Annotated in this window: 12 protein-coding genes; 7 read left to right on the top strand and 5 right to left on the bottom strand. The window is 41.4% G+C overall.

Going from position 1 to position 13365, the window contains the following annotated elements; all coding sequences use genetic code 11:
* The 6 genes from Q338_RS05030 to cas6f form a co-directional block, all read left to right on the top strand.
* Positions 1–345, top strand: a 345-nt coding sequence (locus Q338_RS05030) for a transposase (protein WP_034292641.1), incomplete at its 5' end; no start/stop codon positions are given.
* Positions 346–370: 25 nt separating this feature from the next.
* Positions 371–3709: a type I-F CRISPR-associated helicase Cas3f gene (gene cas3f / locus Q338_RS05025; RefSeq protein ID WP_034292639.1), complete on the top strand. Its 3339-nt coding sequence runs from the start codon at positions 371–373 to the stop codon at positions 3707–3709.
* An 11-nt stretch (positions 3710–3720) separates the two neighbouring features.
* Positions 3721–5418, top strand: a complete 1698-nt coding sequence (locus tag Q338_RS05020; RefSeq protein WP_034292637.1) for a type I-F CRISPR-associated protein Csy1 — start codon at positions 3721–3723, stop codon at positions 5416–5418.
* A gap of 13 nt (positions 5419–5431) precedes the next feature.
* Positions 5432–6430 (top strand): type I-F CRISPR-associated protein Csy2, encoded by a 999-nt coding sequence (gene csy2 / locus Q338_RS05015; protein ID WP_034292635.1) that lies wholly within the window; start codon positions 5432–5434, stop codon positions 6428–6430.
* A gap of 25 nt (positions 6431–6455) precedes the next feature.
* Positions 6456–7571, top strand: a complete 1116-nt coding sequence (csy3, locus tag Q338_RS05010; protein ID WP_051968501.1) for a type I-F CRISPR-associated protein Csy3 — start codon at positions 6456–6458, stop codon at positions 7569–7571.
* 2 nt (positions 7572–7573) lie between these two features.
* Positions 7574–8149 carry a type I-F CRISPR-associated endoribonuclease Cas6/Csy4 gene (gene cas6f, locus Q338_RS05005; RefSeq protein ID WP_034292632.1) on the top strand — a complete coding sequence of 192 codons (576 nt, stop codon included), beginning with the start codon at positions 7574–7576 and terminating at the stop codon, positions 8147–8149.
* A gap of 92 nt (positions 8150–8241) precedes the next feature.
* On the opposite strand, the gene Q338_RS05000 is transcribed toward cas6f, so the two are convergent.
* The 5 genes from Q338_RS05000 to Q338_RS04980 form a co-directional block, all read right to left on the bottom strand.
* The gene (locus Q338_RS05000) at positions 8242–8460 is read right to left on the bottom strand and encodes a hypothetical protein (RefSeq protein WP_034292630.1); all 219 of its coding nucleotides are present in this window, start codon (positions 8458–8460) and stop codon (positions 8242–8244) included.
* 82 nt (positions 8461–8542) lie between these two features.
* Positions 8543–9274 carry a C40 family peptidase gene (locus tag Q338_RS04995; protein ID WP_034292628.1) on the bottom strand — a complete coding sequence of 244 codons (732 nt, stop codon included), beginning with the start codon at positions 9272–9274 and terminating at the stop codon, positions 8543–8545.
* Positions 9275–9702: 428 nt separating this feature from the next.
* A complete protein-coding gene (gene gloA2, locus Q338_RS04990) occupies positions 9703–10167 on the bottom strand; it encodes an SMU1112c/YaeR family gloxylase I-like metalloprotein (RefSeq protein WP_248784404.1) in 465 nt (154 codons plus the stop codon).
* Positions 10168–10202: 35 nt separating this feature from the next.
* Positions 10203–11033 carry a PHP domain-containing protein gene (locus tag Q338_RS04985; protein ID WP_034292654.1) on the bottom strand — a complete coding sequence of 277 codons (831 nt, stop codon included), beginning with the start codon at positions 11031–11033 and terminating at the stop codon, positions 10203–10205.
* Positions 11026–11706, bottom strand: coding sequence for an HAD family hydrolase (locus tag Q338_RS04980; protein ID WP_034292626.1), 681 nt, complete (start codon positions 11704–11706; stop codon positions 11026–11028). Before Q338_RS04980 ends, Q338_RS04985 begins: the two co-directional genes overlap by 8 nt.
* A gap of 451 nt (positions 11707–12157) precedes the next feature.
* Here Q338_RS04980 and Q338_RS04975 point away from each other — a divergent pair, with 451 nt between their 5' ends.
* The gene (locus tag Q338_RS04975) at positions 12158–13312 is read left to right on the top strand and encodes an extracellular solute-binding protein (RefSeq protein ID WP_034292624.1); all 1155 of its coding nucleotides are present in this window, start codon (positions 12158–12160) and stop codon (positions 13310–13312) included.
* Positions 13313–13365 lie beyond the last annotated feature (53 nt).

Below are 13365 nucleotides of genomic sequence, written 5' to 3'. Positions count from 1 at the left end.
CAAGGTGCTGATTTATTGGATAAATACCGTCAGCGCTGGCAAATTGAAATGCTGTTTAGCTGCCTGAAAAAACGCGGTTTTGACTTGGAAGCCACGCACATGACTGACCCTGTTAAAATGGAAAAGTTGTTTGCGATTCTGGCAGTTACATTGGCTTGGGCTTATGTTATTGGGCGTTGGCAACATGCGCTTAATCCGATTAATCCTAAATCTCATGAACGTTTATCGCAAGGTATTTTTCGTGTTGGTTTAGAGCAGCTTGCCAAAGCTGCCATGTTGATGATGGCAACTTTGGACTATTTTTCAAACCCAAAACAGGTCGTCCGATTTTTTGTCGTGTACTGAAAGGCAGCCTGAAAAAGGAAAACCAATGAATGTCATCTTTATTTCCCAATGTCAAAAGAAAGCATTAAACCGCACTCGTAAAATATTGGACGCTTATGCCAATCGTATAGGCGATAACACTTGGCAAACGGCAATCACCGAAGAAGGCTTAATGATGGTTAAAAAATTATTACGCCAAAAGCCTAGTAAAAATACCGCCGTGAGTTGCCATCGTATTGTTACCAGAAATCGCACCGAATTGGTTTGGATAGTTGTCAGTAAATCACAATTTAATGAAAATGGTTTTGTGCCTGTAAATCGTACCCAAAAAGACTTTACTATCTATCAAGACAATCATTTATGGCAAAACTTGCCTGTTATTGCGTTGGCTTCGGCAATCGCAGGGTTATTTCACGATTTTGGAAAAGCCAATGATTTATTTCAACAAAAATTAAATCCAAAGATTAAAACCAAAAATTATGAACCCTATCGCCACGAATGGGTCTCTTTTCAATTATTTATCAGCTTTGCTAAAGATAAAAGCAATGAACAATGGCTTGATTTATTAGCCAACCCCAAAAATATTGATGAAACTGCCATTATCAAAAACATTGATGACAAAAATAATTTTAAGGCATTTGCTCAATTAAGCGATTTTGCCAAATTGGTGGCGTGGCTGATTGTGTCTCATCATCGTTTATTATCCTATCAAATCAGCAAGGCAGATGAGAAATATTTTCCTCCACAATCAATCCAATTAAGCAAGCATCAAGCCATTTATGATTTACTGGATATGGATTGGAATTCAGCCAATTACAATCAATTTTCTGATGAAATAAGAAATTTAAATTGGCAATTTGAAAACGGCTTGCCATTTCAAAGTCAAACTTGGCAAAGTAAATCCCAAGAAATCGCCCAAAATGCGTTCAATCATTTGGCAAAAATCAACACATACCGTTGGGAAAATGACCATTTAACGGCTCATTTGGCTCGTTTGGCATTGATGTATGCCGACCATCATTATTCATCACAAAATGCAAATCCACATTTTGCTGACGAAAATTATACAGTGTATGCCAATACCGATAAACAGCGTCAATACAAACAAAAATTGGACGAACACAATATTAGGGTCGCCCATCACGCCCATCAATTTAGCCAAAAATTGCCATTATTATTGAGTCAATTATCCTATATTGATGACAATTCTGTCTTAAAAAATGGCTTAACCCCAAAATCAGATGCCGACAAACACAATTATGAATGGCAAAATAAGGCTCATTATCTTGCCAAGAACTTAAATATCCGTGCCAATGAATGCGGATTTTTTGGCATCAATATGGCTTCCACAGGCAAGGGCAAAACGCTTGCCAATGCTCGGATTATGTATGCTTTGGCAAATAGTGAAACAGGCTTGCGGTTAAATATTGCTTTGGGGTTAAGGGCTTTAACTTTGCAAACAGGACAAACCCTAAAAACCTTATTAAAAATGGACAATGATGAAATTGCCACTTTAATCGGTTCTAATGCCATTTTGCAATTATTCAATCAAATCAATCTTAACGAAAATAATGATAAACAATCCTTAAAAGAACAAGCCCAATTATTACAAGATTTGGAAAAATCACATTTTGCCACTTTGGGTAGCGAAAGTTTGGACGATGATGTTGATGAATTTGATTTGGATTATGCTGACATCAAATTAGATGCAAACAGCCCATTATATCAATTATTTAAATCCAAACCCAAATACCAAAAATTATTGCACGCCCCCATTGTGGTCAGTACCATTGATTATTTAATGCCTGCGACTGAAACTTTGCGTGGGGGCAAACACATTATTCCCACTTTGCGTTTGTTGAGCAGTGATTTGGTGCTTGATGAGCCTGATGAATTTGGCATTGATGATTGGTTTGCCTTGACCCGTTTGGTGTATTGGGCGGGTATGCTGGGTTCAAAAGTGTTGTTGTCCAGTGCCACCATTGCCCCTGCAATGGCTTGCACTTTGTTTGACGCTTATCAAAAAGGACGACAGGTTTATGAACGCAATATGGTGGGCAACAGTCAAGAAAAACCGATTGTGTGTGCGTGGTTTGATGAATTTGGCGTGCAAAGTGCCGAATGTTTCAGCCAGCCTGAAATGCTTAAACAACACAGCCAATTCATCAAAAAACGCATTGAAAAATTAAAAGAAAATCAAAATGTGGTTCATCGTGCCAAACTTGTTCCCATTATTAAAACCGATAATGTGTTTGATAATATGGCAAACACCCTGTTTGAAACAATGTTAATGGCTCATCAACGCCATCATCAAAGTTTTGCTGATAAAACTTTGTCGGTGGGCGTAATGCGTTTTGCCAATATCAACCCTTTGGTGGCAGTGGCAAAATCCTTAATTGCCAAAGATTTGCCTGATGATGTTTGTGTGCATTATTGCGTCTATCACAGCCAATTTACCCTTGCCAAAAGGGGAATGATTGAACAAAAACTAGACCGCATTTTAAATCGCAAAAACAGCGATGATATTTTCAGGCAGCCTGAAATTCAAAACGCCATCAACCAAAATCCCAACGCCAAAAATCACATTTTTGTGGTATTGGCGACTTCGGTGTGTGAAGTGGGACGAGACCACGATTATGATTGGGCGATTGCCGAGCCTAGCTCTATGCGTTCCTTAATTCAACTGGCAGGGCGAGTGCAACGACACAGAAAACAAGCCGTTAATTGTGAAAACATTTTTATTTTAAATGAAAATATTAAGGCATTAAAAGGCAATGCCCCTGCTTATCATCGCCCCGGATTTGAAAGCAAAAAGTATGAATTACAATCACATCAATTAGACCAATTATTAAAGCCCGAGCATTATCAAAATATCAATGCAATCACGGCGATTAACTTCATTAAGCCCGTAGATAGTCCCTATAATGAATTGGTGCGTTTGGAACACAGCGTACAATGGGCGTATTTAACAGGAACAAATGACGAAAACAATCACGCCAGCATTTGGCTTAATCAGCCTGTTACTTGGCTTGGTGAAATACAAAGACAACAGCCTTTTCGTCAATCGTCTGTTGAAATTTCACTTGTTTATCAATACAATCAAGACAATGGACAAGAAAAGCTGGTGTGGCACGAACATTGTGCCAGCGATTATCAAAAATTGATTGTGAGCCATTTGATTAAAGAGCTTGATGAATTGGAATGGGGCAATAATGCCTTTGCTTGGTTTGAGTGCGATGATGAGCAAATTTATGATGAATTGTCTTACATTTTACAAAAACCCTTGGCTTATATTCAAAAGGTGTATGGCGAAGTGCAAGTGGGCTATGGCAAGCAATTTTATCATCACCCCTTATTGGGCGTATTTGGCAAAACAGGTAGATAAAGGTTATTCAAATGTCAGAAAACAAAGAAATTTTATTGGCACAGCAGGCGATACAAGACTTTCTCAACGAAAGAATGGAAAAAGAGTTAAGAAAACAGCCTGATAAGAAAAAGTTTAAAGGTCGCCTTGATTCATCAGAAGAGATTGTCATTAGCACACAACTTAATGGCTACGAACTGGTTCATTCAGATAACAAATTAGCTCCTAAAAAAGTTGATGAGTTGTTGGAATGGTTTGCTAAACTTAAACTGGATTTGGATAGCAAATGGACTTTATGGCGAGTGCCTTATAACTCAAATTCAGATATTGTTCAGTATAAAAACGATAACGCTTTTAATCTGATTTTTGAAAATGAGCAGGATTTGGAAAATAGTTTTGATAAAGATTATTTTTGGATTTTGTATGAGCATATTGCGTTTTTAAACATTGAAAATAACAAGAAATCAAAACCAAAAAAACCAAAAGTCTATTTTATTGACAATGAGTTAATGAAACAAAAACTCAAAGGCAAGCCCAAAAAAAGCAAGAAAGCAGATACAGCAGATGATGATAATGAGAGTATGCAAAAATATAAGCCAAAAAACTGGCTCAATTATGTGGCAGAAAACATTGAAAAAGTCTTTTTGAATGTCAGTCATATTGCCAAACTCACTCATTCCAGCAGTCAAGCGGTCAATATCAAAGACAGCATTCTTCAAACCGAGCATTTGCATTTAATCAGCACCCAAACGGCTAATGCAAATATGTTGGATAGGGGTTATGCCAATGCCGAACTTGCACCGATTGCCGAGTTTTTGACTTACCCTATTGAAAATACAAACAAACAATTAGGCGAGATTTTGTGTGAAAACGAACAAGGTTTTGCCAAAATTTCAGACAGCCAAGCCGAACGACAAGCGTGGTGTGATACCATTAAAGAGGCGTATGTTGCCCAAAAATTAAGCTCACACACTTTGGCAAAGCAAATTTATGTGCCTGTATCTGATGATTGTGAATATCATTTGCTGTCGCCGATGTATTCTAGTTCGTTGGCACAGCATATTTTTGAAACGATTAAATACGCCCACAACAAAGACAACCCTGCCAAAATTGCCAAGAAAAAAGGCGAATATCATCAAGATGAAATCGTTGGTTTTGCCGATGTTGCCACACTTGCCACCACCAAAAGCAATCATCAAAATGCGTCATTTTTAAATGGGCAAAGAAGTGGGCAGTTGTATTTATTTTGTGCCAAACCACCCAAAATCAAACACAATCCCAATCCACCCAAAAGTATCAATGAATTGTTGAATGCGTGTTATTCAGACTGCAAGGATGAATTATTTGAAATCAAAAAGTTGTTATCGGTAATAGAGAATAAAGCCTTGTTTTTAAATGATGATAGAAAAAATGCTTTGATTGAGCATATTCAAAATATTGGCGATAACATCATCACACAAATGTTGGCTATTTATCAAAATCAAGCAAATGGCTGGACGGATAATGTGAATATGCCAGCATATTTAAAACTGTTTTTGGATAAAGCAATAAGCGAGCAATGGGTTTTATCCCAACCTGAATTAATGTCTGAACTGACCCAATTGGCAGAAGAAATATCAGCGTGGATAAGCACCCAAACCCACAAAAACCGTGTGGCAAAATTGGAAAAAATCTATGCTAAAATCCTGTTGTCTTTGTTGCAATCGCATTATTGGGTTTTAAAAGCATAATGGGGGAAACGCAATGTCATCATATATTTTATTAGAGAGACTTAAAGTAGAAAATGTCAATGCTTTGGCAGGTATGACTTATGGTTTTCCTGCAATTACGGCATTTTTGGGTTTAACCCACGCCCTATCACGCAAGTTTAAAGAGCAATTTGCTGTAGAATTAATAGGTTGTGGGATTTTTTGCCACGATTATGAATTAAACGCTTATCAGGATTATTATGTGAGATTCATTCAAAATCGCTGTCCGCCTTCTACTTTAAAAGGAAAAAGTGCTGATGCCAAAAGTCCTGCTCCGATTATTGAAGAAGCCAAAATGAATATGACGGTATCCTTATTATTCAAATGCAATACACCATTATCCACCAATCAAGGCAAAGTTTATGAATATCAGGTAGCCTTAAAACAATGGGTCTATCAATCTCGTTTGGCAGGTGGTTCTATTCATCATTTGGCGGACATTAAATTCATCAATAATGACTCACAAAATACAGGTTTATCCCAATTAAAAAAGGCGGTATTGCCCAGTTTTGCGCTGTTAAATGCCAGTCATTATTTAAAAGAACACGAGCAATATTGTTTGGACAATCAAATGGATAAAAACGCCTTTGATAGATGGACAGACTTTTTTGCATTTAAACATCAAGCCAAGTACATTGAAACAGACAACGAAACCCCAAATAATGAAAATGAAGTTGTATGGGAACGCATTATTCCGCCCAATAAAAAGGGCTGGATTGTGCCGTTGATGGTGGGATTTAAAGGCATTAGTCCATTATATTCGCCTGATGAAGTGGAAAATTTGCGAGACCAGCGTTATCCATTTCGTTTTGTAGAGGCGGTACACGGCTTGGGCGAATGGAAAAGCACGCACCGCATTGCCGACATAGACAGCCTGATTTGGCGATATGATTGCCGTGATGAATGGTATTTATGCACCCAAGACAAAGCGATTGTGCCACACCAAACGCACCCCCTTGATGACATTTTTGAAGATGACAACCTTTTTTCCTAATATTTTAAATAGCGGAGTATGAACAATGGCAAAAACCTCTAAAACCCCAAAAGCAGAAAACAAAGCCCCCAAGCAAAAAGTTCCCGTGCCAAACGTATTGGCATTTAGCCGTAAAATTGAACCGTCTGATGGCTTAATGCAAGTAGGTCTTTGGAATGCTGATGTAGCACAATTATCCCAGCAAACTTGGCAAAATATTGAATTGCACGACAAAAGCAATCGTGGTGTCAAAAGCCAATACGGTGTGGCAAATGAAGAAAAGTCCCAACCCAATTTGGTGCGTGGCGATGATGCCAGCTTGCCACCGCATTTGGATACTTTAAAAGTGTCTTTTACGGTAAAATTTTTGGGCGATATTGCCACCGCCACCGCCAATAGTGAACCTGACTTTGGCATAAAGCTGGCTAAAAAATTCAAAGAATATCAAGATGAAATTGGATTTTTACCATTGGCTCGCCGTTATGCTTATAACTTGGTAAATGGTCGGTTTTTGTGGCGAAATCGTGTTGGGGCGGAAAGTGTCATTGTGCGTATTTATGATACCGAAAATCCCACACAAGAATGGATTTTTGACAATGCACGCACAATGCCCTTAAATGATTTTGAGGTAGAAAATACAAAACTTGATGAATTGGCAAACTGTATTGCCGAAAGTTTTGATACAGGCAAGTATTTGTTGTTAAAAGTAGAAGCCTTTGTCAAAGTGGGTTTGGGGCAACGAGTATTCCCATCACAAGAAATGCGTGAAAAAGATAAAGACAATAAATCCAAGTTTTTATATGAAATCAAAACGCCAAATGGTTTATGTGCTGGTTTGCATTCTGAAAAAATCGGTAATGCCATTCGCACCATTGACACTTGGTATGATTTTCCACAAGCAGATGATTTGTTTGACAAGACAGTTAAGCCTGCCATTGCCATTGAACCTTATGGCTCTGTACCGACACAGGGTCAAGCCTATCGCAGAAACGCAAGCGAAGGCGATTTATACAGCTTGATGGCAAATTGGTTAAGTGATGAAGGTAACATCAGTACCGAACAGAAACATTTTGTGGTGGCAAATCTGATTCGTGGTGGCGTGTTTGGCGGAAAAGACGAAGACAAAGACAAAAAAGATAAAAAGAAGGAGAGTGAGGAATAGCAATGAAATTTTATCAAGAACTCACGCTCTTGCCTGATGAAGAAAATGATTTGTACTTTTTGTGGAGCAAGATTTACACCCAAATCCACATTGCTTTGGCGGATAGACAAAATAAGTACGGCAATCAAACGATTGGGGTGTCTTTTCCCCAATATCGCTGCGGTAAAGATTTTGGCACACTTGGGGCAAAACTGCGTGTGTTTGCCCCAAGTGAAGATGAGTTAAATCAACTCAATCTGGCACAATGGCTGGGTAGGTTGGGCGATTATGTGCATTTAAAATCGGCGCAAGCTGTCCCTGAAAATCATCGCCACGCCATTTTCAAGCGTGCTCACGTCCGCAATATGGAAAAAGTCGCCCAAGAATTTGCCGAATTTAAGGGCATTGATTTTCAGGCTGCCTTAACCCATTGCCAAACGCACAAAACCCAGCCCCAAAATTACCCATTTATTGAATTAAAAAGTGAAACTACAGGGCAAAATTTCAAATTACATATTGTCAAAGAAACGAGTGATAAAGCAAAAATAGGCGAATTCAGCAGTTATGGCTTGGGCGGTGCGAGCGTCCCCGATTTTTAAACGATTAGGCAAAACGCAGGGGAGATACTTGCTCCCGCGTAATTAAAAAAGTTGGGATTTTCCCAACTTTTTGACTTTCAGGCTGCCTGAAATTAGGGCTGACGGTAGGGATTGTCTAGACTTTGCATTAAATGCACCAGATAATCACGAACTTGCTGTTCACTGCAGCCCATAAGTAGTGCGTCTTCAAAAGCATCTTGGGCGGTTTGGAACAGCTCTTCCATATTTTGGGTCATGACTTTGATTTTTTCGGTACAGGAAATAAGGTCGCCGTTGTCGCTGTGCCATTTGGGTTGTTCGGGTAAAGACATGGGAATACCTAAAAGTGTGTAAATTATAAATTATAGCGCAATATTGAGGGCTGTTTATCATCTGATAAACAGCCCTGTATTTTTAATTAATAAAACGGTCTGCACCTTGACGCTTCACACGGCGTGCGGTGGCATATTTGCTGCTCCAGTATTTATTAGATAAGCTGGTGATTTCAATGCGTTTACCCGTGCGTGGGGCGTGGATAAAGCGGTCATTGCCCACATACATGCCCACATGTGAAATGCGGCGAGGTCCTGCGGTTTTGAAGAATACCATGTCCCCTGGTTGCAAATTGCCACGGCTAACGTGTGAGCCAACGGTGGCTTGTTGTGCGGCAGTGCGGGGAATGTTCACAGCAAAGGTTTTGCGGAACACATATTGCATAAAACCGCTACAGTCAAAACCACTCGGTGTGGTGCCACCAAAGCGATACGCTACGCCAATAAAACCCATTGCGCTGGAAATCAGGCTATCTGCATCGCCACGCGAAACACCGCCACCCATGCTTGGGCGTGGTTTGAAAATAGATAGGGCTTGCGCGGCGGTAATAGGTTGTTTACCCTCATCAAGTTTTTTCTCTTCTTTATTCGCTACTTGGTTGCGTGGCTGAATAAAGTTATAGTTAATTTTTGGTTGGCTATTATTATTGCTGGGGGCTGCACTGGGTTGAGTCGCTTGTTGGCGTTGGCGAATCAATTGTTCCAATGCGTCATTGGGGTTGTTGCTGGGTTCTGCTTGGGCAACGCTAGCACAGAATAATAATGAGCTGATGGCAAAAGATTTATAAAAAGTTTTCTTCCAAGAATAATTCATAAAAAAAGCAGTCTATTCGCGTCTGAAGCAGCAAATACCGCAATCAGCGCACATCAGACTTGGGGGTTGATTGAAATTAGCGCCGATTATATGCGTAAGTATTGTAGGGATTTGTAGAGTACTGTTATTTTATGTAAACTGGTTTTAAGACTTCATTAAGACATTTGATTATGCTGAATAATTTTACAATTTATTAAATTGATGAATCCATGTGAGAAATCAAATAGTGTGGTTTTTTGTTGAATAAAATCAGAGACACATTGACTAAAAATAGATAAAAATAGGCAGCCTGAAAATAGGAAAATATGCTTTTCAGGCTGCCTGTATTGTTTAGTTTTACTAATTAATAGGTGTCAAGAATTAAACCATATTTTTTTGATACATCACCCAAATTTTCCAGCAACCCATGCGGTCAATAACTCCAACCCTTACACTTCATAAAACTCAATCGGCAAATCATCGGGGTCGCGGATAAAAAAGAAGGTTTTGCCTGTGAATTCGTCCACGCGCAAATCTTCGCACACCACATTTTGCTGCAAAAGCTGTTCACGCCACGCGGCGGGATTCTCCACCACAAAGGCAATATGCCGCAAACCACAGGCTTCGGCTGGATAGCTAACACGCGGCGGCGGATTGGGAAAGGAAAACAGTTCCAAAACATAATCTTGACCTATGCCCAAATCCAATTTATAGGACAATCTTTCGGCACGATAATGTTCGGCGAGTACAGTAAAACCCAGTATTTCGGTGTAGAATTTTTTGGAAACGGTGTAATCGGAACAAATTAGAGCGGTATGGTGGTGGCGGATAATGGTTGATTTCATTAAATTTAATCTTTCTATTTCTGTTTTCAGGCTGCCTGAAATGATGGTAAACCCAAATGTAGGGTACACACAATGCACCCTACTCTTTCAGGCTGCCTGAATATTCAAAAATGCTGCCAAACAGGTTCACAAAAATCAGGCAATTCGGGACAACGCCCCAATACGCCACCGCTATAATCATGTAAACGATGGAAATCGCTACCACAACTTGCCAATAAATCATAGCGTTGTGCCAAGACGCTGTATTGCATACGGTCGCCTGCCGAGCAACTGCCGCTATGCACTTCCATGCCGCGACCGCCCACCGATTTGAATGCTTCAAATAGGCGGCGTCTGCCTGTTGCCGATAAATCGTAACGCATCGGGTGGGCAATCACGGCTATGCCACCTGCGCCGTTGATGGCGGCAACCGCGTCGCCCAAATCTGCCCATTCGTGGCGTACATAGGCGGATTTGCCTTCGCCCAAATATTTGGTAAACGCTTGTTGTTTGGTGCGAACATATTGGTTTTCCACCAAAAAATCCGCCAAATGGGTACGCGACACCATTTCGGGATTGGCGGCGGCGCGTTGCATGACGTCATCAAATGCGCCGTCAATGCCGTGTTTGGCGAGTTTGTCGCACATCAGTTTCATGCGTTCTATGCGCCCTTTTCTGATGGTGGACAATAGATTTTGCAGGCTGCCATCGTGTTCATCAAAATCTAAACCGACAATATGCACGGTGCGGCTATTCCATGTTACGGAAATTTCTACGCCTGAAATCAGGCGAATCCCGCGCCACATGGCTTCTTCACGTGCTTCGGCAATGCCGCCCGTGTGGTCGTGGTCGGTGAGCGCGAGCATGGTGCAACCGTTGGTGGCGGCAAGCTTCACCACTTCGCGCGGCGACAATGCGCCATCGGAAACGGTGGAGTGGCAATGTAAATCAATCATGGTATTGCCGCTCGTCATTGTGGGTGAGCAAATGCAAAATATCCAATGGTTGCTGCATACTGAAATCCCATGCCCACTTGTCGGTGTCGTCTGTGTGGGCGATGTAGCCCCATTCTGCTAACACAGTTTTCATGCCTGCGTTGCGACCCGCCAACATATCGCGTTCTGCATCGCCGACATACACACAGTTTTCAGGCTGCACCCCAATGTGTTCACAGGCATACAGCATGGGTTTGACACTGGGTTTGGCTTCATCGCAAGTGTCGCCGCTCACCACCACCGCAGGTGGCACGACAAAATTCAGTTTAGGGACGAGTCTGTCGGTAAACGTGGCGGGTTTATTCGTGATAATGCCCCATTGAATGCCACGCGCTGCCAATTCACCAATCAGCGTGTTCACGCCATCAAACAAAACCGTGTCGCGGTCAAAACACAAATCATATTGCGCCAAATAATCTTGTCGCCATTGGGCAAAATCGGGGTGTTCGGGCGAAATCCCTGCGCCAAATTGCACCAACGCGCTGGAACCATGACTGGCATAAGGACGAATATCGGCGAGCGGTTTTTCAGGCAGCCCTTTGGCGCGGAGCAAGGCATTGAGTGCGCCGCCTAAATCTAGGGCGGTGTCGGCGAGTGTGCCGTCTAGGTCAAATAAAATGGCTTGAATATTCATGATGTTTACTTTCGGATTAAGGGTTTCAGGCTGCCTGAAAATACACAAACAAAATGGTAGGGTGCACTATGCGCACCAATTCCAGCATAAAAACTTTATTTTTCATTATAGTGAATTCAATTTAAACCAGTACAGCGTTGCCAGCTCCCTTATGTACTCGCTGTACACGGCGGTCGCTGTCGCCTTGTCCTGATTTAAATTGAATCCACTATACATTGGTGCGCACGGCGCACCCTACATAGATTGATTGTCTTATACAAGGCAGCCTGAAATTAAATTTCACATTTCAGACAAGCACATTGTATCCGTCTGAAATACAATTGACAAATGATTGATTTTTCCTAACAAAAACTTTACAATCCCCAGCTTCTATCCACCACTTTTCCCAGCGAGAAGATAAATTCCAACACGCGCTTTTTCAGGCGCACCTTTTAAAGGAACTGATTTTATTATGAAAAAAACCTTGTTAAGCACCATCGTATTGTTTGCCTTGGCGGCTTGTGGCGGCGGCAATTCAAATTCAGCAGAAAAAACACCTGCTCCAGCCAACGCTTCAGGTGCAGCAACGGCAACCGCAGCAGCAGCCACCGATACCTTGAACATTTACAACTGGTCAAATTATGTGGACGAAAGCACGGTTGAAGATTTCAAAAAACAAAATAATTTGAAATTGACCTACGATTTGTACGAAAACAATGAAACGCTGGAAGCCAAAATGCTGACAGGTCAATCAGGTTACGATTTGGCTGTACCAGGTATTGCGTTTTTGCCACGCCAAATCAAAGCGGGTGCGTATCAAAAAATTAACAAGGATTTGATTCCAAACTATGGCAATATTGACCCAGCTTTACTGAAATTGCTCAATGACGCACACCCCGAAGCGGCAGAATATGCTGTGCCCTATTTCATGGGCGCGAACACTTTAGCCATCACCGCCAAAGGTAAAGAAGTGTTGGGCGGCAATTTGCCTGAAAACGGTTGGGATTTATTGTTCAAACCAGAATACACCAATAAATTAAAAGGTTGCGGTATTGCCTTGTGGGACACGCCTAGCGAAATGTTCCCCATCGTGTTGAAATACATCGGCAAAGACCCCAAAGGCACCAATCCTGCCGATATTGAAGAAGCAGCAGCCGTGTTGCAAGCCATTCGCCCTGACGTGAAGCGTTTCAGCCCATCGGTGATTGATGAATTGGCGCGTGGCGATGTGTGCTTGGCGGCGGGCAATGGCGGCGATTTGAATATGGCAAAAGCGCGTTCAGAAGAAGTGAAAAACAATGTGGGCATTGAAGTGCTGACGCCAAAAGGCATGGGCATTTGGGTGGAATCTTGGGTGATTCCAAAAGACGCGAAAAACGTCGCCAACGCGCACAAATACATCAATTACACACTTGACCCTGAAATTGCCACCAAAAATGGTAATGCGGTAACTTTTGCACCTGCGAGTTTGCCAGCGCGCGAAAAAATGGACCCAGCATTGGTTGCCACCCGTTCTATTTTCCCAAATGCGGACGATATGGCGGCTGGTTTCGTGATGCCACAAATGGAAGACGCTGCGAAAAAACAAACTACGCAATTGTGGCAAAAATTAAAAATGGGTAAATAATTGATTTTATAATATTTACTTAATCAGGCAGCCTGAAAATTGGTTTTCAGGCT

The sequence above is a fragment of the Alysiella crassa DSM 2578 genome (genome assembly GCF_000745955.1).
GTDB lineage: Bacteria > Pseudomonadota > Gammaproteobacteria > Burkholderiales > Neisseriaceae > Simonsiella > Simonsiella crassa.
Note: the sequence above shows the minus strand (reverse complement) of the source record. Positions and strands in the feature narration are given on the sequence as shown.

Bases quoted from the DNA above. Each gene is read 5' to 3' on its own strand.
- cas3f (WP_034292639.1), top strand. From the start codon at position 371: ATGAATGTCATCTTTATTTCCCAATGTCAAAAGAAAGCATTAAACCGC.
- Q338_RS05020 (WP_034292637.1), top strand. From the start codon at position 3,721: ATGTCAGAAAACAAAGAAATTTTATTGGCACAGCAGGCGATACAAGAC.
- csy2 (WP_034292635.1), top strand. From the start codon at position 5,432: ATGTCATCATATATTTTATTAGAGAGACTTAAAGTAGAAAATGTCAAT.
- csy3 (WP_051968501.1), top strand. From the start codon at position 6,456: ATGGCAAAAACCTCTAAAACCCCAAAAGCAGAAAACAAAGCCCCCAAG.
- cas6f (WP_034292632.1), top strand. From the start codon at position 7,574: ATGAAATTTTATCAAGAACTCACGCTCTTGCCTGATGAAGAAAATGAT.
- Q338_RS05000 (WP_034292630.1), bottom strand. From the start codon at position 8,460: ATGTCTTTACCCGAACAACCCAAATGGCACAGCGACAACGGCGACCTT.
- Q338_RS04995 (WP_034292628.1), bottom strand. From the start codon at position 9,274: ATGAATTATTCTTGGAAGAAAACTTTTTATAAATCTTTTGCCATCAGC.
- Q338_RS04985 (WP_034292654.1), bottom strand. From the start codon at position 11,033: ATGATTGATTTACATTGCCACTCCACCGTTTCCGATGGCGCATTGTCG.
- Q338_RS04980 (WP_034292626.1), bottom strand. From the start codon at position 11,706: ATGAATATTCAAGCCATTTTATTTGACCTAGACGGCACACTCGCCGAC.
- Q338_RS04975 (WP_034292624.1), top strand. From the start codon at position 12,158: ATGAAAAAAACCTTGTTAAGCACCATCGTATTGTTTGCCTTGGCGGCT.